The sequence below is a fragment of the Providencia vermicola genome (assembly GCF_010748935.1).
GTDB classification, from domain to species: domain Bacteria; phylum Pseudomonadota; class Gammaproteobacteria; order Enterobacterales; family Enterobacteriaceae; genus Providencia; species Providencia zhejiangensis.
In genome coordinates, this window is sequence record NZ_CP048796.1 from 1,369,996 (window position 1) to 1,392,923 (window position 22,928).

Genomic DNA, 22,928 nt, shown 5'->3' on the forward strand with positions numbered 1-22,928 from the left:
GGAAGAGTGATGATTAATAGCACATTAGGTAACCAGATTGATAACTCTCTGGTTTCTAACGCATTTGGCTTTTTACGATTTCCACTGAATTTTCAACCATATAGCTCTGATGCTGAATGGGTGATCACCGGTGTTCCTTTTGATATGGCAACTTCAGGCCGTGCGGGAAGCCGTCATGGGCCAGCAGCGATTCGCCAAGTATCAACAAACCTAGCGTGGGAAAGCCATCGCTGGCCATGGAACTTTAAGCTAACCGAGCGTTTAAACGTTGTTGATTGTGGTGACGTTGTCTTTGCTTTTGGTGATGCACAGGATATGTGCGATAAATTACAAGCGCATACTGAAAAACTCCTCGCGGCTGGAAAGCGTTGTTTAACGTTTGGTGGCGATCACTTTGTGACGCTTCCTCTGCTGCGTGCTCATGCAAAGCACTTTGGCAAAATGGCCTTAGTTCACTTTGATGCACATACTGATACTTATGGTAATGGGAGTCAGTATGACCATGGAACGATGTTCTATCATGCTCCGAAAGAGGGGTTGATCGACCCGACTCGTTCAGTGCAAATTGGTATTCGTACGGAACATGACAGCGACAATGGGTTTACGGTACTTGATGCGGCTCAGGTTAATGACCGTGGTGTTGATGAGATGATTGAACAAATCAAATCAATTGTTGGTGATATGCCTGTTTATTTGACGTTCGATATTGATTGTCTTGATCCTGCATTTGCACCGGGAACAGGGACACCGGTTGTTGGGGGATTAACATCTGACCGCGCGTTGAAACTACTGCGTGGTTTACAACCCTTAAATATTGTTGGTATGGATCTGGTCGAAGTGGCTCCTGCTTATGACCAATCAGAAATCACAGCATTAGCCGCGGCTTCTATTGCATTGGATATGCTGTACTTGCAAGCATCCAAAAAATAAGCCGTCATTGCTTTATTATTAGGCTGCCATATGGGCAGCCTAAGGTTGTTGACAAAGCGGGATAAAAGCGTGATTTTTCCCACTTTGTGTTGTCAGTCGAAAATCAATAAATTGATTATCCTCGTTTATTTTCAAAACCTATCCGACTTGCCGCCAAACATAATAGGTTTGTCAGCCTATTTTTTTCTTAAAAAAGAGTTTGTTATTTGAACAGATTTTTATAAATAGCATTTTTTGCTATACCCCTTAATGGGTATTTCTACCTCAATTTAATTATTATTTGGTTTTTTGTAGTCATTTCTATTGCAAATGCGAGTGATAATCAATCAAATAGAGTTGTATCTGTTACAATATTCACCTAAAACAGTTTAAGATCATAACTTTGTAACTTATTCGCAATCTTGCTAACGTATTGTTTAGTTAGAGTCATTTATTTTAACTATCCTAATGGGAGATAGCTCATGGCACTGAATAATAAAGTCATTTTGGTTACTGGCGCAGCACAAGGTATTGGTCGTGGTATCGCATTACGTTTAGCGAAAGAGGGAGCCGACATCGCACTTGTGGATCTTAAAAAAGATAAGCTAGCGGATGTGGCGAAGGAAATTGAAGCATTAGGCCGTAAAGCGACAACATTTGCAGCAGATGTCAGTAAACGTGAGGAAGTGTTTGCAGCAGTGGCGCATGCTGAAGCTGAATTAGGTGGTTTCGATGTCATGATTAATAATGCGGGGATTGCGCAAGTTAAACCTCTCGCCGATGTACGCCAAGAAGACATGGACTTAATTTTCAAAATTAACGTTGATGGTGTTATGTGGGGGATCCAAGCAGCCAGTGAGAAATTCCAACAACGTAAACAGAAGGGGAAAATTATTAATGCCTCTTCTATTGCAGGGCATGATGGTTTTGCAATGCTAGGTGTTTACTCTGCAACTAAATTTGCAGTGCGCGCATTAACTCAAGCGGCAGCGAAAGAGTATGCAAGCTCAGGCATTACTGTTAACTCATATTGCCCAGGTATTGTGGGTACCGATATGTGGGTAGAAATTGATGAGCGTTTTGCTGAAATTACAGGTGCACCAAAAGGTGAAACCTATAAAAAATATGTTGAAGGTATTGCATTAGGTCGAGCACAAACTCCAGAAGATGTGGCGGGCTTGGTCGCATTTTTAGCAAGTGATGACTCAGACTACATTACTGGACAATCAATCCTAACTGATGGCGGTATTGTTTATCGCTAATCCGTGGTGCGATTAGTTTTTACATAAACTCATGCCTAAATTGCGCCTGAAGCTATAAATATAGCGGAGGGCGCAATGGCTATATTGTACAACAAGAAAATATGGGTAATGAACGCTTGTCATCAATATTATCCTCTCGCTATCATCTCTTTTATATATCTTAAATATTATTCTAATTATTTAATTAGCTCCGATTACTGATAAAATCCTTTTGGTTATACAATAAGAAATAATCTATTCGCTATTGTTGATATGGTTTAGCATAGCTCTTGTCGTCATTGTCAAACACAATGTGTTTACTGAAATAGCCTTTATTTTAAAATGATAATGTAATTTATATATTATTAATCAATGACATGATAGGAAAAACTATGCCAAATAAAATTAAAGTGATGACATTTAATACTTATTTATTGCATGTTCCTCTTTTTAGTATTGGTGCATCAACAAGAAATACAAGAATTAATGCGATGATTAGAGATAATATTTTTTCTGATATTGACATTGTTATTTTTCAAGAGGTTTTTAGCCAAGATTCTGAAAAGAAATTATTTTCAGGAATGAGAGAGTTGGGGTTTATTTATCACACACCGGTTGCGGCTCAATATAATGAATCTATCCTAGCTTATTGTGACTCGAATAATTGTTGGAATAATAAAAAAGGAACATGGGATATTATTCAGCAAGTTAACTCAGGTATCGCTATTGCTTCTCGTTATCCCATTATTTATCGTGAATATCATCTTTTTGATGATTCGGGCTGTGGTGCTGACCGTTTTAGTGCTAAAGGAGGAGTGAGGGCCGTTATTGACTTTAAGGGCAGTAAGGTCAATGTTATTGGTACACATATGCAGTCGGATGATCATTATTGTATAATGACAACCCCTTCAGATCATCGTAAAACTCAGCTTAATCAGTTAATCAACTGGGCTAATAGCATCGCTTCAGAAGAGAATTTAGCCGTCGTCTTAGGGGGTGACCTTAATATCAATTATACGCAAAGGGAATATATACAAGCTTTGGATATTATTGGCTGGGGAGAACCTGAATATGTTTCATCGACTCCTTCGTGGGATGTCACAAGCAATGATATCATTAAAGCTGCGCATCCAGATGAAAAAGAGAGTTGGCATTTAGATTATATTTTTGCAAAAAATGTTGCTTCAATCAAAGAACAAACCAGACAGGTGAAAATGAAAACAGCTTATTATTATAATAATAATGCTTATTATGATTATTCAGACCATTATCCAGTCGTGGCTGAAATTGAATTATGATAATATTCAACATTCAGCCAGTTATTAATTTATATTTACTTATTCAGCTTTTAAATTTTTTAAGATCGCTTCTGATTGGGTCCATAATAGAGAACCCCCTTCATTTTTAAACAGGAAATGTTGGCAATGAGGAAAGCGAGTGGCAAGGATATGGCCAAAATCGGGTGAGTGCACAGAACTTTCATCTTTTTGGCCATACCATAATGATACAGGGCATTGGATCTGTTCAGGTTGGAAAGGCCATGCTTGTAGCGTAATCAGTAAATCTTGAACATAGCCTAAATTACCTTGTACAAAAGCACGGTTCATACATTCGGTGTAAGCTTCTAAAAAGGTGGCTTCATGATAAAGCTGTTGGTCGATTTCAGCACTACAATTGAGAATAAATGCCAATAGCCATGGTGCGCTGACATTTTTTTTCAACCAGTCAGCGAGCGCTTCAGGGCTATTTATGGCTTGCTCTTGCATATTAATCACATCAGAGCGTAGTCGTTCTCTCGTTGCTGGATGTTCAAATTGGTCTTGGCCTGAGACGATGGATAATGCATTCGGAGTGCCATAAAAAGCCAGTGCCATGGCAAATACAGCGCCTTGAGAAAAACCAATCACTGAGTAATGTTTAATTTGCTGAGAATGCAACAACACAGCGACATCTGCGGCAAAACGAGAAAGTGATTTTTGTGGATCTTGGGAAGAGTCCCCTAAACCCGCTCGTTCAGGCACAATCAATCGCAGCCCAAAACGGTTGAGGAATTCAATGCCAAAACCGAGTGTCCCACTCATACCTGCACCAGTACAAAAAATAACTGGAAAACCGGTTTTCGGCCCAGACTCATACCAACTCAAATGACGGCCATCAGGCAGTTGGAGTGAATTATGGCGTGTCGTGGTGAGCTGACGAGTATACATTGCTAATTCCTAACTTATGCTAAATCGAGGGTGTACTACCATAAATGTGATGAGTGACACAAAGGATATAGGAGATTTTATTGAAATAATAATAGCCATAAAAGAATAGTAAAATAATAATGAGGTATATTGCAAAGCTATTCATTAAAAAAAAGATAAGCTACTCATTTAATTAGGAACGAATATGGGGTTTTCAGAAGCGGACAAACAGTGTTTACTCGCGGTAAAAGGGGTAGGGCCGACGGTGATGAGTCGATTAGAACAAATGGGATTCTCGACGTTATCTCAGCTAAGTGAAGCATCCTATGAGGAAATTTTGCGGTTAGGCGCTGAACTCACAGGGTCTAGCTGTTGGAAAAACAGCCCACAGGCTAAGAAAGCAGTGGAAGGAGCCATTAACGCCGCTAAGATGGCCACTAAATAGCGAGTGGTTTCAAGGCTCCTGATTGATGAATAAGCGAATGTGATCCCAGCCGTATTCGCGAACGATAAAATGTGTTGATAACAAATAGAGACTTTAGTTATCTTGGCTTGAGCTGTTACCGGCGTATCTTGAGTAAGCGCGGATAGCGGTGTCATCATATATACATTTTCTTTTTAACCGAGTTGAAAATGCCTAGCGAGAAGAGGGGCTGTAAAATCTTTCTTAAGATAAAAGCCTCTCGGTAATGTCATGATAGTTTGCCCAAACTCACCAATTCCTTCTGTTAATGCTTTACTGTTAGCGGCTTTAGGGCGTATTTGTAGCACTTGTCCATGCCGTGCAGTGATGGTTTCAACCTTCCCAAGAACAATCAGATCCATCAATTCTTCCCAATCTTGACGTAGTAATTGCTCTTCCAGTGGTGAGGGACTCCATAGTAAAGGCGTCGCCACACGACGCTGTGCAAGAGGAATTTGGCGCTCTCCTTCAATAGGAAACCACAGTACCCGAGACAGTTTTCGACAAACATGGCTGTTTTCCCAAGTCAACCCACTATTACCCGTTAAAGGCGCAACGGAAACAAATGTTGTTTCCAGTGGCACACCATGACGATCGATAGGAATCGTTTTTAATTCGACGCCAATTTCAGCAAAATCTTGTTCAGGCTTACTTCCTGCACTAGCCCCTAGAAAATACTCTAGCAACATGCCGACCCAGCCTTTGTCGCGCTTTAAATCAGGGGGGATTGGTAATCCTGCATATTCAGCCAATTGGCCCAGCGTATAACCAGCAAGGGCTTGCGCTCTCGCCATTAAAACAGACTCATTTTCAGGTGGTGGTGGCGGTAAAAATGGCATAATGCGATTAAATAATAATCAAAAAAAGTTCACAGGGTAGAGAAAGTATATCACTTTTTACACCAGATAATTAATGCATTGATATATAAGATAATAATAGAAGACTTATCCACATTATCTTTAATGAAAAATAGGTTATTCACGTTCATCCCATAATAATCACAGGATCATTCACTAGGTTATCCACAGATTTATTGGATAACTGTGAAAAACTTTAATTACTGTGTGCATTTACAGGCTTGACTTACCTGTTTTTTTGAACCTAATCACACAACTTGCCTAAGTTAAGCGCATTACTTGTGGATAAATCATACATTGATTGATCTTTGTTCATTTGAACTCCTAATGAATAAAGTCGAAAACATAAACAGGAGATAACAGGATGGAATGTAAGTATCTTATTGTTTTAAAATGAGTTAGTAATGCGTGAGGATTTTCTTGAAGAAGTGACCTGTAGGATATACCCTGATTACTATCGGGTTGTTCACATGGATATCCACAGAAAAAGTGAATAACATCCTTATTATTCACCTATGGTGTTCATAACTTTTATGATTTCTGTGCATTATCCTCAGAAGGTTGAAACCATGCCGATTTAAAATCAAACCAACCGAACGTATTCATCCTTGCTCCACGCATGGTTTTTTGTCCTTGAAGCTCTAGCCAATGATGGAAGATTGGATGAAAAATCTGTGAATCAACTAAGCTTTCACACCATGCTTCGACATTAAGTGATTGTTGTCGCCAATTTGACAGCTCCTCTTTGAGGGGGGAGCCTAAACATTCACGAAATAATGGCATTTCATATAAAGTAGCAAAAATTGAAAATTCGAGAGGTTTAAAGAAGTTGGCTGTCGCAAGCCAAATATCACTTTCTGCTGTGCCATTGAACCATTCAGGGTAATTAACAATGTTTATTTTTAATTCGATACCTTGCGTTTTCAATACACGCTTCATTATTTGGCTGATAGCATAAAACTCGTGGTGTTGATGATAGAAAGTGACCGTCAATTCGGTTAAATCAGCTGGCTTAGGTAATAGCGTTAACATGCGACTATGATGCCAATGCAGTAATAGCCCATAAGCGGGAGCCCAGTGCCGCTGATAAAATGATTCACAATGCGCGAGCAGATTGATTGGTGTTAAAAAACTGCATAGCCATTGACGTATATCACAACGCTGCGCTAGGGCAGAGCGTTGATCCATCAATAAAAAGTAGCATCCTTCTTCCATACGACTTTCTAACGAATCATTTGGTTTGCTGTCACTGTCCATCTTTAATGTGGTACACACCATTTGCTCAGATAATTCAGGCACGACCCAAATAGTGACCTCATCAAGTAGTGCACGGTAGCCAAAATAGCGGTCAAATGCAGTGATTGTCAGTTTTTGCGGTAAGTTTTTTTCAACCAAAAAAGGGCCTGTACCAATAGGTATTTGCTCAAAATTGTCAAAAGACTCCCACTCTTTGGGGAGAATGGCAGCATGAGGACTTCCTAATAGTAAAGGTAGCTGCTTGTCGACTTCACTTAATTGAATATCAATGACATTGGGAAGAGGGGAGGTGACAGATTTAATATGTGAAAATAATGGCCAGCACTGCTGTAAACGCATCAATGAACTAATAATATCATCGACTAGCATCTCTCTACCGTGGTGAAAGTAAATACTGGGTCTTAAATAAAAACGCCATTCGGTGTCATTTATCATTTGCCAATAATGAGCGATACCATTTTCGACTTCCCCTTTTTCCTCATTTATATGCGTTAATCCATTAAATATCTGACTCATTAAGTGAATTTCAGAACGCCTCATGGGGGTTCCTGGTAGCAAATTAGGGAAATCACGGTAGTAGATGATGCGTAAAAGATTCTTACCTTGCCGATAACTGCGTTCTAATTCAGAGAGAACCATTTGGCGGATTGTTTCTTTATCTCCCACTAAAGCAACAAGTTTTTCAATGCTTTCTTCTTTTAGCAAACGCTCCGCTTGGGCTTGCTGTAACTCTAATCCATTAACATGAAAGAGTAAGGTTGAACGTTTCCCTCTGCCTGCTTCGGCTTGCCAACTGAGCCACCCATGAGATTGCATACTATTTAATAAAGTGCGGACGTGGCGTCGAGAGCAAAACAGTGTATCGGCAATATGTTGCAATGTGGTTTCACTATCTTGACCCTGAAAGTGTTGCCAAAGACGGACGAATTGTGTTTGTAAGCGAGAACTGGACATAAAAGAGGAACTCCGGCAATGATTACATCAATTTTTATTTCCTAATATCCATTTGATAATAGACACCAGTAAGTAGCTCGTTAGGCCTGTTAACTGGCAGGCTGACTCCCAGAATTATTGAGTAATGGTAATTTACCAGCCGATAGCAGCATTATCGGCTTTTTTTGTTGCCTTTATTTTGAATACTGTTATTGGATTTAGTCTACATAATAATGAGGATGATTTTAGAGTAAATCATGATGTAGGGGTAGGCTTATTCACTATTTATAAGATAAAACGCCCACAGAAGGTGGGCGTTTAGAAAGTGGTTGTTAATGCTTAGCGCATAAATGAAGGAATTTTCTGCTCATATTGCTTAATTTGATCAGCATGCTGCAAGGTCAAACCAATGCTATCAAGGCCATTCATCATGCAGTGACGACGGAAACTATCAATCTCAAAATGATAAGTTTTATCGCCTGCTTGAACCGTTTGCTGCTCTAAGTCAACTGTGAATTGGCAACCTTCATTGTTTTGCACATAGTTAAACATTTCGTCAACTTCTGCATCGCTCAGTTTTATTGGTAACAATTGGTTATTGAAAGAGTTACCGTAAAAAATATCAGCAAAACTAGGTGCAATAACCACCTGGATACCAAAGTCAGTTAAGGCCCATGGCGCGTGCTCTCTAGAGGAGCCACAGCCAAAGTTTTCGCGGGCGAGTAGAATACTCGCACCTTTAAACACTGGCTTGTTTAATACAAAATCTGGGTTTGGTTGCTGTCCGGCGTCATCAAGAAAACGCCAATCATTAAACAGGTGTTGTCCAAATCCTGTACGGGTGACTTTTTGCAAAAACTGTTTTGGAATAATCGCATCTGTATCCACATTCGCCGCATCTAAAGGGGCCACAATGCCTGTATGGGTAATAAATTTTTCCATGATAAATGCTCCTTTAGGCGTGAATATCGCGGACATCCGCAAAATGACCATTAATCGCCGCTGCCGCAGCCATTGCAGGGCTAACTAAGTGAGTACGTCCAGCTCGACCTTGGCGACCTTCAAAATTTCGGTTACTGGTTGATGCACATCGTTCACCAGGGTTCAAACGGTCATTATTCATTGCAAGGCACATGGAGCAACCAGGTAAACGCCATTCAAAACCCGCTTCGATAAAGATTTTATCTAACCCTTCTTGCTCCGCTTGAGCTTTAACTGGGCCTGAACCGGGAACAACGATCGCTTGAACACCAGAAGCCACTTTTTTACCTTTAGCAATAGCTGCCGCAGCACGTAAATCTTCGATACGTGAATTAGTACAAGAACCAATAAACACTTTATCAATTTTTACGTCAGACAGCTTGATACCAGACTTTAACCCCATATACGCTAAAGCTTTCTCAGCAGATGCCCGTTCCACAGGATCACTGAAAGATTCTGGGGAAGGTATTGGTTCATTAATGGCAATAACTTGACCCGGATTCGTTCCCCAAGTGACTTGTGGCGCGATTTCACTGGCTTGCAATGTGACGATTTTATCGAATTGCGCATCTTCATCGGTTTTTAAGGTTTTCCAGTACGCAACAGCCTCATCCCACTCTTTTCCTTTAGGGGCAAATTGACGACCTTCCATATAGCTAAACGTTGTTTCATCTGGAGCGATAATACCTGCCTTCGCCCCCAACTCAATGGCCATATTACAAACGGTCATACGACCTTCCATACTGAGGTTTTCAATTGCTTCACCACAAAACTCGACAATATAGCCTGTACCGCCAGCACTGCCTGTTTTACCAATTATGGCTAAGACGATGTCTTTTGCTGTAATGCCGACCGGTGCTTTACCGATAACTTCAATTTTCATGGTTTTGGCGCGAGCTTGCTTCAAGGTTTGGGTCGCCATGACATGCTCAACTTCAGAAGTACCGATACCGAAAGCCAATGCACCAAATGCACCATGAGTTGCAGTATGCGAGTCCCCACACACGATGGTCATACCCGGTAAAGTAATGCCTTGTTCTGGCCCCATCACGTGAACAATACCTTGATAAGGATGGTTAAGGTCATATAAGGTCACACCGAACTCTTTGCAGTTTTTCATCAACTCTTGCATTTGGATACGTGCCATATCACCACAAGCGTTAATATCTTTTGTTTGTGTTGATACGTTATGATCCATGGTTGCAAAGGTTTTGCTTGGTTGATGCAATGGACGATTTTTGGTTCTCAAGCCATCAAAGGCTTGAGGTGATGTCACTTCATGAACCAAATGACGATCAATGTAGATCAGGGGTATCTCATTATCGACTTCACGTACAACGTGCGCATCATATAATTTCTGATATAAAGTTTTGGCCATGTTACACCCCTTCGGTGATATAACGGGTGATAATGTCACCCATTTCACTAGTACTGACGGACTTGCCACCACCGGCTAAATCTGCGGTACGATGGCCTTCTTCTAACGCTTTATTCACAGCTCTTTCGATGGCATCAGCGGCGTCATTCTGATTTAAACTGAATCTTAACAGCATGGCTGCCGATAAAATTTGAGCGATTGGGTTCGCGATATTTTTACCTGCGATATCTGGCGCGGAACCTCCTGCTGGCTCATAGAGTCCAAAGCCATCTTCATTTAGGCTTGCCGATGGTAACATCCCCATTGAACCAGTGATCATGGCACACTCATCAGAAATAATGTCACCAAACAAGTTTGAACACAAAACAACATCAAATTGAGATGGTGCTTTAATCATTTGCATTGTTGCATTATCGATATACATATGGCTAACAGCGACATCGGGGTATTCTTTAGCGATTTGATTAACAACTTCTCGCCATAAAACAGAACTTTGTAATACGTTAGCTTTATCAATTGAGGTCACTTTATGATGACGTTTCCGTGCTGACTCAAAAGCAATGCGTGCGATACGTTCTATTTCATAACGGTGATAAACTTCGGTATCGAAAGCGTATTCATCTTGCCCTTCACCTTTACGGCCTTTTGGCTGACCAAAATAGATACCGCCTGTTAATTCACGTACACAGAGAATATCAAAACCTTGGGCTGCGATATCGGCACGCAGAGGACAAAATGCCTCTAACGCTTGATACAAGCGGGCAGGGCGCAAGTTACTGAATAATTTAAAGTGTTTGCGTAATGGCAGCAGTGCTCCTCGTTCGGGTTGGCTATCTGGTGGCAAGTTTTCCCATTTAGGGCCACCAACGGAACCAAACAAAACGGCGTCTGCATTTTCACAACCTACGACAGTTTCTTCAGGTAGCGGTTTGCCGTGGCGGTCAATTGCGATACCGCCAACGTCATACTCTTTGGTTGTGATAGATAATGCAAAACGCTGGCGGATTGCATCCAACACTTTATTGGCTTGAGCCATGACTTCTGGTCCAATACCATCTCCAGGTAATACGGCAATATGATAGCTCTTAGACATTGTTATACAGCTTCCTTTGTATTTGATTGTGATTCTTTTTGAGATATTTTTTGTTTTTCTTTTTCAACTTGTTCAGAGCGCCAAATGCTGTTTAACACATGCACCATCGCTTTGGCGGACGATTCGACAATATCGGTTGCTAAGCCCATGCCGTGAAAACGACGATTAAAGCATTCGACAACGATATCGACTTGACCCAACGCATTTTCCCCTTGTCCTTTTGCAGACAACTTATAAGAGACTAAGTTAATTGGATAATTGGTAATTTTATTGATGGCTTGATAAATCGCATCAACAGGGCCATTTCCTGTTGCGGCTTCCGATTTTTCACTTTCCCCACAGCGCATTTTCACGGTGGCAGTAGCAACAACACTTGAGCCTGATTGGGTACTGAAATAATCCATGACAAAGTGATCCGTTTCATCTTGTTGGTTAGCAAAGAATGCCAACGCTTCTAAATCATAATCGAACACTTGTCCTTTCTTATCGGCTAAGTTCAGGAAAGCGGTGTACAATTCATCTAAATTAAAATCTTTCCCTTCATGGTAGCCCATTTCTTCCATTCTATGCTTAACGGCTGCACGGCCTGAACGAGATGTTAAGTTTAATTGGATTGCTTTCAAGCCAATTGATTCAGGCGTCATGATTTCATAGGTTTCACGATTTTTCAGCACGCCATCTTGGTGAATTCCCGATGAATGCGCAAATGCATTACTACCGACCACGGCTTTATTAGCAGGGATTGGGGTATTGCATAATTGGCTGACCAATTGGCTGGTACGGTAGATTTCTTTGTGATTGATATTGGTATGTACATTCATCATTTGCTCGCGCAATTTGATGGCCATGATGACTTCTTCTAAGGCGGTGTTACCTGCACGTTCACCTAATCCATTAATTGTTCCCTCGACTTGACGAGCACCTGCTTGTATAGCCGTAATCGAGTTGGCAACAGACATACCTAAATCGTCATGGCAGTGCACAGAAATGACCGCTTTATCAATATTTGGGACGCGTTCATATAAAGAGGTGATAATGCCACCGAATTGATAAGGCGTTGTGTAACCAACGGTATCTGGAATATTGATGGTGGTGGCGCCAGCTTTGATGGCTGATTCAACGATACGGCATAAATTATCAATATCGGTACGTCCGGCATCCTCACATGAAAATTCAACATCATCGGTGTAGCGTCTCGCGCGTTTAATCGAATCGATAGCCATATCCATGACACCATCAAATGTTTTATTTAATTTCTTTTGGACATGCAAATTCGAGGTCGCTAAAAAGATGTGAATTCGAAATGCCTCAGCCACTTTCAGTGATTCTGCCGCAACATCAATATCATTTTGAACACAACGCGCTAACGCGCAAATGCGACTATTTTTAATTTCACGCGCGATGGTTTGTACCGATTCGAAATCACCTGGGGAGGAAACAGGAAAACCAGCTTCAATAATATCAACACCGAGGCGTTCTAATGCGAATGCGATTTGCAATTTTTCTTTTACAGATAAACTTGCCTGTAATGCCTGCTCACCATCACGTAAGGTGGTGTCGAAGATAATGACTTGATCGCTCATGTTGTGTTCCTCTTATACAGATTTTATCGTTATGCTTTGCGATGCCGGCAGGCATAAAAAAACCCGCGGCTGGCGCGGGTTTTTTATGTTTCTGGACTGTGAGTTTTTATCTTCCGTCCATAAGCATACCGCGCACATTGGATGCGAGTAGTAGTAGGCTTAGTAGGCGAATAGAAGTTGTCATTTTCACAGTCTCTAAATAGGTTTTTAACTAATCTGTATTTATTGATACGTGATCTTTTCTTTGCTGTCAACTTTAGATTTTTCCGGCAATTTTGGAGAATTATGCATCATTAGCCATAGTTAGTGATTGTGACTAATTTCACTATATTTAGTGATGTTTTTCTCTATATTTTATCGATAAGTTAGGGGTAAAATTCTTTTCATGAAATAACTAGATGGAAATATAGCATAAACTGATGGTTTGGGTTAAATTTTGTACAGTTTGTCATAGGGGAAACTATAACGTTAGATATAAAAATAAGCTCTAATTATAGTTTTTATTAAACAAATTATTTAATAAATGAATAATTTAAATTTAATCTGATAATAAGACCATTTTATGGTTGTTGATGATATTTATTATGATTTATTTTTAAATTTGTTTTATTATTTTTAAGTTAATAATAACGATTTTAAATGCGTAATTTAAAATCATTATGTCGATGAATACCTTCGTTTTGTTATAACATCTTTAGTGTGTTGTTACATTGATAGATAATATAATATAAGCGTCGTTTTAATAAATGCAGGGAACGCGAAATAGCTTATCATTGATAAGTTGTTCGAAGAATAATATTTAATGAATTTATAAAATCCTTATTTATTTAGGAGAAGATTATTTTCATTAATAAAAATGATAGATATCTTTATTGGAGTAAATAATGACTGATTTTGATGCGGTTTCACCAGCTAAAAAAGAGAATTGTGATATTAATTTGCGAAATGTTGATCTTAACTTATTGACGGTTTTTGATGTGGTCATGCAGATGCAAAATGTCACACGGGCAGCGCAGGTATTAGGTATGTCTCAACCTGCCGTGAGTAACGCTGTATCTCGTTTAAAATCAATGTTTAATGATGAGCTTTTTGTTCGGTATGGTCGTGGAATACAACCGACCTCCCGCGCTAAACAGCTCTTTGGGCCTGTTAGACAAGCACTACAACTAGTGCATAATGAGTTACCGGGGGCAGGTTTTGACCCGAAACTGAGTGATCGAGTATTCAATTTATCTATTTGTTCTCCATTAGATATTCGTTTAGCCGCAGTTATCGTCGAAAAATTTAAAGATATATCGCCTAATATTAATATCCATATTCATTGTTTCTTAGATAATAACATTGAACATAAATTAAAATATCAAGAAACTGATTTTTCGGTGAGTTATAATCAATTCGAAAAAAGCGAGTATCAACAACAAGTTTTATTTAATGATGAATTGGTTCTCGTTGTCGCGAAAAATCACCCTCGTATTGTGAATAATGTGACGCAAAGTCTGTTGAATAGTGAAAAACATGCGGTAATGTCAATGGATAATATAGGTTCTTTCAGCCAACTTTATTATAGTAATACGGATTTATCCCACACGATTAGTTACCAAGGAACCGATTTGAACAGTGTTTTAAATATCGTTTCTCAAACTGAATTGGTGGCTATTGTTCCGAAGTGGCTGGTTGAAAACTCAAGTTACAAGCATCAATTACAGATGGTTGCATTGCCATGGCAAGAGAATACTCGTCCTTGCTATTTGACTTGGCATGAATCGACGGCTCGAGATAAAGGACATCAATGGATGAAATCACAATTTTGTCAGCTGATCACTGATTTGTTGACCTAAGGCTTTTGAATCACTCGCTTAAATTGTGATTATCGCTTTATTTACCGCTAACTCATCATGGTGAAATTCTGTGATGAGTTATGCTACCTATATAACATTTGCAGAATATTTACATTCTACCCCTTTTCACAATCCTCTTTCGTCTATACACTCAAGTTGTTCAGCTAACAGATGTAAGCTGAAATAATTAACTGGCGAAGCACGTCGTGTGTTTACCGAGTGTCTTCCGTTAACACATGTATTATAGGAAACATACTTTGATTACTGAAAATCTATATCCATACCATTTGGTCAATCGCTTACACAGTCGGTTTAGTGCCGCTGATTCAGCGAATCGGATAGCTTTCAGTCAATGGCATAATGGACAGCAAAGTGAGCTCACATGGCAACAAGTTGAAACGCATTCGACTGCGATTGCTCACCGTCTGTTAGCCCTTAATGTTGAGGTACAAGAAAATATTGGATTATTCGCGCATAACAGTATGAATTGGTCTTTGGTTGATCTTGCTGTGCTACAACTAAAAGCCGTTACTGTCCCTTTATATGCGACAAGTAGCCTAGAACAGGCTGCTTATATTATTAATGATGCAAATATTCGAATTCTATTTGTTGGTGAGCAAGAACAGTATCATGTTGCTTGTCAACTGAAGGCTTTTTGTCCTCAACTTACCACGATTGTCGTGCTTAATAACGATGTCGAGTTGGTAGAGTGTGGGGTAGATTCAGTGCATTTGGCTCATTTTATGGCCCAAGCTGAACCTAAATACCAAGAGGAATTAAACCAACGTATTGCCGCCCATCATCTTAGTGATCTGTTCACAATTATCTATACTTCTGGCACAACAGGAGAACCCAAAGGGGTGATGTTAGATTATTACAACATGGCCGCCCAACTTTACCTTCATGACCAGCGTTTAAAACTGACCGATGAGGATGTTTCTTTAAGCTTTCTTCCTCTATCGCATGTGTTTGAGCGCGCTTGGAGCTTCTATGTGATGCACACAGGTGCACGTAATGTTTATTTAACGGATACCAATGCGGTTAGGGCAGCGCTTGCTGATGTTAAACCGACAGTGATGTGTGCAGTCCCTCGTTTTTACGAGAAAGTGTATAGTGCAGTACAGGGTAAAGTTGCCAAAGCCCCTCTTATGCGCCGCTTATTATTTAAATGGGCGATCGCACAGGGCAATAAAAGAACTCAATCACTGGCTAGAGGTGAGCAACTTTCCGCATTCAATCAATCTCTATTTAATTTAGCCGACAAGCTCGTGTTAACTAAGCTGCGTCAGTTATTAGGCGGACGTATTCGATTCATGCCAGCGGCGGGGGCTCGTTTGGATGATGACGTCATTGCCTTTTTCCTTGCTGTAGGAATCAATATTAAATACGGTTATGGGATGACCGAAACCTGTGCCACAGTCTCTTGTTGGGAAGAAGGGCATTATCCATTAGGTTCTATTGGTACACCACTTTCTTCTGTAGAAGTGCGTATCGGCGATAACAATGAAATTCAGGTCAAAGGACCTGTCGTAATGAAAGGGTATTACAATCGCCCTCAAGATACTGATGAAGCATTCACGGTTGATGGCTGGTTAAAAACGGGGGATGCAGGTGAAATTGATGCTAAAGGTAACCTGTATATTACTGACCGTTTGAAAGACCTGATGAAAACATCAAATGGTAAATATATAGCACCACAAATGATTGAAGGTGTATTAGGGCAAGACCAGTTTATTGAACATATTGCTGTTATTGCGGATGCGCGTAAATTCGTTTCTGCGCTTATTGTCCCTTGTTATGATTCATTAGAAGAGTACGCCCGTTCTATTAATTTAAAATATCGTGATCGCCTAGAGCTATTAAGAGACTCCAACATTGTGGCTTTATTTGAAAGTCGCTTGAAAGAGTTACAGAAGAATATTGAAACTTTTCATCAAGTTAAACGTTTCACCTTACTCCCAGCGAATTTTTCTATGGAAAAAGGTGAGCTAACGCCTACGCTAAAACTACGTCGAAAAATTATTTCTGAACGCTATCATTCAGAAATAGAATCAATGTATCGCGAATAGTTAAATTATCACCATCTCATATAGCCGGATAGAATATTGATGATATCCGGCTTCTCTTTGTACTCTTTTTCATCTGTTTATAGTGAAAATTTCCACTTTTTTTTATTTTCTTGGTTAATTTAACTAATTATCGTAAAAGATAAAGACGATGTTGAATGTTGTCATTTTTGCTTAAGAAATGGTGTTTGCGTCGTCTCCAGCACAACGATATGTTAATAGTTGTCATCACTATGACAGGAATGACAATACACAATAAGAGGACAGTCATACCTCTGTTAACGGATAAAAATAGTCTGGGGGCAAACTCATGGAGATGTTGTCGGGAGCAGAAATGGTCGTCAAGTCTTTGATTGACCAAGGTGTAAAGCACGTATTTGGTTATCCAGGTGGTGCTGTTTTAGATATCTATGATGCACTGCATACAGTCGGAGGCATTGATCATATATTAGTTCGCCATGAACAAGCGGCAGTTCATATGGCTGATGGTTATGCACGCTCAACTGGCGATGTTGGAGTGGTGTTGGTAACGTCAGGACCCGGAGCGACAAATGCGATTACTGGTATTGCGACGGCATACATGGATTCAATCCCCTTGGTTGTTCTATCAGGACAAGTTGCAAGCTCCCTTATTGGCAATGATGCTTTTCAAGAATGTGACATGGTGGGGATATCCAGACCTATTGTAAAACATAGTTTTTTGGTTAAAAAAGCAGAAGATATTCCTGAAACCATCAAGAAAGCATTCTATATTGCGTCAAGTGGCCGGCCAGGCCCTGTGGTGATTGATTTACCCAAAGATACCGTTAGTCCAGCGCATAAATACCCTTATCGTTATCCGGAATCCGTATCTCTACGCTCTTATAATCCGACTCTCCAAGGACATAAAGGGCAAATTAAAAAAGCGTTATCCAAACTGATTGCGGCGGAGAAGCCGGTTTTCTATGTTGGTGGTGGTGCTATTAATGCAAGTTGCTCGCCGGAAATTATTGCATTAGCAGAAAAATTACAGCTTCCTGTTGTATCAACACTGATGGGGCTTGGTGCATTTCCAGAAACGCATCATCTTTCTGTAGGGATGCTTGGTATGCATGGAACCTATGAAGCGAATAAGGTTATGCATAATTCTGACGTGATCTTTGCTGTGGGTGTCCGTTTTGATGATAGAACGACCAACAATTTGGAAAAATATTGCCCAAATGCCACGGTTATTCAAATTGATGTAGATCCCACCTCGATCTCTAAAACGGTGAATACGGATATCCCGATTGTTGGGGATGCGAAACTGACGCTTCAGCAAATATTAAATCAATTAGAGCAAGTCTCAGCGACACAAAATAGCCAAGCATTAGCGGCATGGTGGAAAGAGATTGAAACTTGGCGTGAGAAAAAATGCCTCAATTACGAAAAAAATAGCCAGAAAGTGAAGCCTCAACAGGCGATTGAAGCGATTTATCGTTTAACTCATGGTGAGGCTTATGTGACTTCTGACGTTGGGCAGCATCAAATGTTTGCGGCACTTTATTACCCATTTGATAAGCCGCGTCGTTGGATTAATTCAGGCGGATTAGGCACGATGGGATTTGGTTTACCTGCGGCTTTAGGGGTTAAGCTCGCACACCCACAGTCAACGGTTGTTTGCGTGACAGGCGATGGCAGTATTCAAATGAATATTCAAGAGCTATCTACGGCGCTACAGTATGGCTTGCCTGTTATCGTACTGAATTTAAACAATGGCTTTTTAGGAATGGTAAAACAGTGGCAAGATATGATTTATCAAGGTCGCCACTCTCAATCTTATATGGAATCGCTCCCTGACTTCGTTAAACTGGCTGAAGCGTATGGTCATGTTGGCATCGCGGTCCATTCTCCTGATGAATTAGAAGAAAAATTGCAACAAGCCTTGGTTGAAGTGAACCAAAATCAACGCCTAGTGTTTGTTGATATCAATGTTGATGAAACTGAACATGTTTACCCAATGCAGATCCGCGGTGGTGCAATGGATGAAATGTGGCTGAGCAAAACAGAGAGGACCTGAGCATGCGTCGTATTTTATCAGTTTTACTCGAAAACGAATCTGGTGCATTGTCCCGTGTGATTGGGCTGTTTTCTCAACGAGGTTACAACATTGAAAGTTTGACCGTAGCCCCCACGGATGACCCCACCTTGTCACGTATGACCATTCAAACGAAAGGGGACGCGAAGGTTCTTGAGCAGATAGAAAAACAGCTGCATAAATTAGTGGATGTGCTTCGCGTTAGCGAGCTTACCGCTTCAGCACATATAGAGCGTGAAATCATGTTAGTAAAATTGCAGGCTTCAGGCTATGGCCGCGATGAAATCAAACGCTGCTCCGATATTTTTCGTGGACAAATCGTTGATGTGACACCAACGCTTTATACCGTTCAGCTAGCAGGAACAAGCGATAAACTGGATGCATTTATTGAAGCGGTGCGTGGTGTTGCTGAAATTGTTGAAGTTGTACGTTCAGGTATTGTAGGAGTTTCACGAGGCGATAAAATTATGCGATGAAAAATTTGTCTTCTAAAGGTAGAATGTAGTCATATAGAGCCCCGATTGATTCGGGGCTCTGACCGTTGGCAGCTATTTTTGCCTTGCAGCGGTAATCAGGGACTGTAAAAAATAAATAGTAAAATCAATGAGTTGGTTTTATATGATAACACAAAGAGGTTAACGTGAAACTGGATGAAATAGCACGTTTAGCAGGGGTTTCCCGCACAACGGCTAGTTATGTGATCAATGGCAAGGCCAAGCAGTATCGAGTCAGCGATAAAACTGTAGAAAAAGTGATGGCTGTTGTCAGAGAGCACAATTACCATCCAAATGCTGTAGCAGCAGGGCTACGAGCAGGGAGAACACGTTCGATAGGGCTAGTGATCCCCGATCTCGAAAACACAAGTTATACTCGCATTGCTAATTATCTTGAACGTCAAGCACGGCAACGTGGTTATCAATTATTGATCGCGTGTTCCGAGGATCAGCCTGATAACGAAATTCGTTGTGTCGAGCATCTTTTACAGCGTCAGGTTGATGCCATTATAGTTTCAACCGCGCTTCCTCCTGAGCATCCTTTCTATCAGCGTTGGGCGAACCGTTCTTTGCCTATCATTGCCCTTGATAGAGCATTGGAAAAAGATCACTTTATTAGTGTGGTCGGTGATGACCAAGAAGATGCATTTATGATCTCTGCTGAATTACGAAAATTCTCGGCAGAATCCGTATTGTATCTGGGGGCTTTACCTGAGTTATCAGTAAGCTATCTTCGTGAGCAAGGTTTTAGGAAAGGTTGGCAAGGCGACTCCCGTGAAGTGAATTATCTGTATGCAAATAGTTATGAGAGGGCTTCTGCCGCTGAGGTTTTTGCTGATTGGCTAGATAAAGGTAACTCCATGCCTGATGCGTTATTCACGACGTCATTTTCGTTGCTACAGGGAGTACTGGATGTGGCGCTAAAACGTGATGGTCGTCTACCGGAGGACATGGTGATTGCCACATTTGGCGATAGCGAGTTATTAGATTTCTTAGGATGCCCCGTTTTATCATTGGCACAGCGCCACAGAGATATCGCTGAGCGAATCTTGGAATTGGTGTTGGCGAGCCTTGATGAAAAACAAAAACCAGACGCAGGAATTACTCGTATCCGTCGTGATCTCTGCCGTCGTGGTAGTCTTGGCCGCAAACAGCAATAAATATAAAAAATAATTAAAACCAGACAAAATGTCTGGTTGAATATAGAGTGATATTGATCACGTTTATCGCTATTATCTTAGCCCCTATGCAAAAGGGGCTTTTTATTTGATGCTAAAAATACGTAAATATTTAACTTTAGGACTATTCTTAACTGGATGTATTTAATTTTCTCTCGCAAGGAAAACAAAATAAAAAATTTAATTTAAGAAATGGCAGTTAAATAAATAAAAGTCATATGAACGCATATTTGAGTTATAACACTGTCTATTAAAACAGTATTTTAACATGTTGAAATTTATTGTTTTTATTTTTCTACGGGGCCGTTATTGATAATATTTGTAGTTAATTAGCATTTACCGTTATTTAAAAAGTAAAGAATCGGTTATAGGTAGGCTGATTAAAAATGAGACGGGTATAGGAAATATCATCATTTGAGTGTTTTTTCATCAATAAAATAGAATTAACCTTGTATTTATTGTTTTGTTGAAAATAAATGAATTATATCAATCCGTTATTCCTCATTTTATCTCTGCGCTCGATTTTACCCTCTCTTATCTTTTCTGAATTGTTCTGTAAATAAAGCAAAAGCTACAGGTGTCTGGCTTGACAACGTTTTCCTACCATTCGTAAACTTTATAAGTGGAGAATTGTGGGGTAAAGTGGGTTAATAGGAAATAAAGAGGTTTTACTGGGTATGTTTCGTGGGGCAACACTGGTAAATCTCGACAGCAAAGGGCGTCTAACCGTGCCTACCCGATATAGGGGAATGTTGAGCGAGGAATCTAAGGGGCAGATGGTATGTACTATCGACCTCCACCAGCCATGCCTATTACTTTACACGTTACCTGAATGGGAAATTATTGAAGAGAAGCTCTCACGGCTTTCAACCATGAACCCAGTAGAAAGAAGAGTACAACGGCTTTTATTAGGGCATGCCAGCGAATGCCAAATGGACAGTGCCGGACGTCTTTTGTTAGCTAACACACTACGTCAACACGCAGGGCTAACAAAAGAGGTCATGCTAGTGGGCCAAATAAATAAATTTGAACTTTGGGATGAACAGACTTGGTATCAGCAAGTGGAAGAAGACATTAATGCTGAACGACAAACCCAAGAACCCCTGTCAGCCCGCTTACAGGATTTGTCACTATAAACATGACACAACAGCAATTTAAACATGTAACAGTACTGCTTGATGAAGCAGTAAATGGCCTAAATATCAAACCAAACGGCATATATATTGATGGAACATTTGGGCGAGGGGGGCACTCAAGGCTGATATTGAGTCAGTTAAATGACCAAGGACGCTTGATTGCGATTGACCGCGACCCTGAAGCCATTAAAGCAGCGCAACTCATTAATGACCCGCGCTTTATGATTAAACATGGGCCATTTTCTGCAATCGCTGAATATGTTGAGGAAGAAGGGTTAGTTGGCAAGATTGATGGCGTATTGCTGGATTTAGGCGTTTCATCACCGCAATTAGATGATCCTGAACGCGGTTTTTCATTTATGCGTGATGGGCCATTGGATATGCGAATGGATCCAACTAAAGGACAATCAGCACATCAATGGCTCATGTCTGCGCAAGCTGATGATATCGCGTGGGTGTTGAAAACATTTGGAGAAGAACGTTTCGCAAAACGCATTGCTAGGGCGATTGTTGAACGTAACCACAATCCAGAAGAGACGCCGTTGACCCGTACACGTGAGCTAGCTGAATTGATCGCTCAAGTAAGCCCAATCAAAGAGCGCCATAAGCATCCAGCAACTCGCAGCTTCCAAGCCATACGTATTTATATTAACAGTGAGCTAGAAGAAATTGAGCAGGCATTGGAAGGGGCTGTATCCGTGCTAGCACCCGAAGGGCGTCTCTCAGTGATTAGTTTTCACTCCTTGGAAGATAGATTAGTAAAACGGTTTATTCGTCAAAATAGCAAAGGGCCCAGTGTTCCCGCAGGGATCCCATTAACGGAAGCTCAAATAAAAGCGCTGGGTACGGCTAAGTTGCGTGAAGTGGGCAAGATGAAACCTTCAGCCGCGGAAGTTGACGAAAACCCTAGAGCACGTAGTTCAGTACTACGTTTTGCACAAAGGATGGCATAAAAATGGTTCCTGAAAGGCATAGTCTTGGAAAAGTGATTGGTCGTGACCTTTTCCGTTATGGGATTATTCCATTGATTTTGCTAGCCGCCATTATTATCAGCGCTGTCTTTGTGGTCACGACAGCGCATGAAACACGTCTCCTGACGGCGGAAAAAGACAAGCTATACGAAGAAAAGGACGCACTTGATATCGAATGGCGTAATTTGATCCTAGAAGAAAACGCGTTAGCCAGCCATAGCCGAGTTGAACGTTTATCTGTGGAAAAATTACAAATGGTTCACGTTGAGCCTTCTCAAGAAAATATTATTGTTTCTAAGTAGTAGATA

Annotated in this window: 19 protein-coding genes; 12 read left to right on the plus strand and 7 right to left on the minus strand. The window is 40.6% G+C overall.

Annotation, left to right across the window (positions count from 1 at the left end):
- Positions 1-9 precede the first annotated feature (9 nt).
- The 3 genes from speB to G3341_RS05870 all read left to right on the plus strand — a co-directional run bounded on the left by speB (position 10) and on the right by G3341_RS05870 (position 3,448).
- Positions 10-930, plus strand: a complete 921-nt coding sequence (gene speB, locus G3341_RS05860; RefSeq protein WP_154622996.1) for an agmatinase — start codon at positions 10-12, stop codon at positions 928-930.
- Positions 931-1,391: 461 nt separating this feature from the next.
- Positions 1,392-2,171, plus strand: a complete 780-nt coding sequence (locus G3341_RS05865; protein WP_154622995.1) for an acetoin reductase — start codon at positions 1,392-1,394, stop codon at positions 2,169-2,171.
- Between the two features lie 371 nt (positions 2,172-2,542).
- Positions 2,543-3,448, plus strand: a complete 906-nt coding sequence (locus G3341_RS05870) for a sphingomyelin phosphodiesterase (RefSeq protein WP_163860885.1) — start codon at positions 2,543-2,545, stop codon at positions 3,446-3,448.
- Between the two features lie 39 nt (positions 3,449-3,487).
- On the opposite strand, the gene G3341_RS05875 is transcribed toward G3341_RS05870, so the two are convergent.
- Positions 3,488-4,357 carry an alpha/beta fold hydrolase gene (locus tag G3341_RS05875; RefSeq protein WP_154635629.1) on the minus strand — a complete coding sequence of 290 codons (870 nt, stop codon included), beginning with the start codon at positions 4,355-4,357 and terminating at the stop codon, positions 3,488-3,490.
- A gap of 184 nt (positions 4,358-4,541) precedes the next feature.
- Here G3341_RS05875 and G3341_RS05880 point away from each other — a divergent pair, with 184 nt between their 5' ends.
- Positions 4,542-4,781 carry a helix-hairpin-helix domain-containing protein gene (locus G3341_RS05880; protein WP_154622659.1) on the plus strand — a complete coding sequence of 80 codons (240 nt, stop codon included), beginning with the start codon at positions 4,542-4,544 and terminating at the stop codon, positions 4,779-4,781.
- A gap of 173 nt (positions 4,782-4,954) precedes the next feature.
- Here the strand turns inward: G3341_RS05880 and mutH are convergent, their stop codons facing one another.
- The 6 genes from mutH to leuA all read right to left on the minus strand — a co-directional run bounded on the left by mutH (position 4,955) and on the right by leuA (position 12,881).
- Entirely contained in the window at positions 4,955-5,638 is a 684-nt protein-coding gene (gene mutH, locus G3341_RS05885) for a DNA mismatch repair endonuclease MutH (RefSeq protein WP_154622660.1), read from the minus strand.
- A gap of 549 nt (positions 5,639-6,187) precedes the next feature.
- Positions 6,188-7,867 carry an HTH-type transcriptional regulator SgrR gene (gene sgrR / locus G3341_RS05890; protein WP_154622661.1) on the minus strand — a complete coding sequence of 560 codons (1,680 nt, stop codon included), beginning with the start codon at positions 7,865-7,867 and terminating at the stop codon, positions 6,188-6,190.
- Positions 7,868-8,185: 318 nt separating this feature from the next.
- Entirely contained in the window at positions 8,186-8,788 is a 603-nt protein-coding gene (leuD, locus tag G3341_RS05895; RefSeq protein WP_154622662.1) for a 3-isopropylmalate dehydratase small subunit, read from the minus strand.
- A gap of 13 nt (positions 8,789-8,801) precedes the next feature.
- Positions 8,802-10,205, minus strand: coding sequence for a 3-isopropylmalate dehydratase large subunit (gene leuC, locus G3341_RS05900; protein WP_163860886.1), 1,404 nt, complete (start codon positions 10,203-10,205; stop codon positions 8,802-8,804).
- A gap of 1 nt (position 10,206) precedes the next feature.
- Positions 10,207-11,298, minus strand: a complete 1,092-nt coding sequence (gene leuB, locus G3341_RS05905) for a 3-isopropylmalate dehydrogenase (protein WP_163860887.1) — start codon at positions 11,296-11,298, stop codon at positions 10,207-10,209.
- 2 nt (positions 11,299-11,300) lie between these two features.
- Positions 11,301-12,881: a 2-isopropylmalate synthase gene (gene leuA, locus G3341_RS05910; RefSeq protein ID WP_163860888.1), complete on the minus strand. Its 1,581-nt coding sequence runs from the start codon at positions 12,879-12,881 to the stop codon at positions 11,301-11,303.
- A gap of 884 nt (positions 12,882-13,765) precedes the next feature.
- Here leuA and leuO point away from each other — a divergent pair.
- The 8 genes from leuO (at position 13,766) to ftsL (ending at position 22,922) form a co-directional block, all read left to right on the plus strand.
- Positions 13,766-14,719 (plus strand): transcriptional regulator LeuO, encoded by a 954-nt coding sequence (gene leuO, locus G3341_RS05920; protein WP_163860889.1) that lies wholly within the window; start codon positions 13,766-13,768, stop codon positions 14,717-14,719.
- Between the two features lie 236 nt (positions 14,720-14,955).
- A complete protein-coding gene (locus G3341_RS05925) occupies positions 14,956-16,788 on the plus strand; it encodes an AMP-dependent synthetase/ligase (RefSeq protein WP_154623206.1) in 1,833 nt (610 codons plus the stop codon).
- Between the two features lie 307 nt (positions 16,789-17,095).
- Positions 17,096-18,823 (plus strand): acetolactate synthase 3 large subunit, encoded by a 1,728-nt coding sequence (ilvI, locus tag G3341_RS05930; RefSeq protein WP_163860890.1) that lies wholly within the window; start codon positions 17,096-17,098, stop codon positions 18,821-18,823.
- Positions 18,824-18,825: 2 nt separating this feature from the next.
- Positions 18,826-19,317 carry an acetolactate synthase small subunit gene (gene ilvN / locus G3341_RS05935; RefSeq protein ID WP_068445711.1) on the plus strand — a complete coding sequence of 164 codons (492 nt, stop codon included), beginning with the start codon at positions 18,826-18,828 and terminating at the stop codon, positions 19,315-19,317.
- Positions 19,318-19,481: 164 nt separating this feature from the next.
- Entirely contained in the window at positions 19,482-20,495 is a 1,014-nt protein-coding gene (gene cra / locus G3341_RS05940) for a catabolite repressor/activator (RefSeq protein WP_163860892.1), read from the plus strand.
- A gap of 695 nt (positions 20,496-21,190) precedes the next feature.
- On the plus strand, positions 21,191-21,649 hold the full coding sequence (gene mraZ, locus G3341_RS05945) for a division/cell wall cluster transcriptional repressor MraZ (RefSeq protein ID WP_154622685.1): 459 nt from the start codon (positions 21,191-21,193) through the stop codon (positions 21,647-21,649).
- A 2-nt stretch (positions 21,650-21,651) separates the two neighbouring features.
- Positions 21,652-22,602 (plus strand): 16S rRNA (cytosine(1402)-N(4))-methyltransferase RsmH, encoded by a 951-nt coding sequence (rsmH, locus tag G3341_RS05950; RefSeq protein WP_154622684.1) that lies wholly within the window; start codon positions 21,652-21,654, stop codon positions 22,600-22,602.
- A gap of 2 nt (positions 22,603-22,604) precedes the next feature.
- A complete protein-coding gene (gene ftsL / locus G3341_RS05955; protein WP_154622683.1) occupies positions 22,605-22,922 on the plus strand; it encodes a cell division protein FtsL in 318 nt (105 codons plus the stop codon).
- Positions 22,923-22,928: the final 6 nt, after the last annotated feature.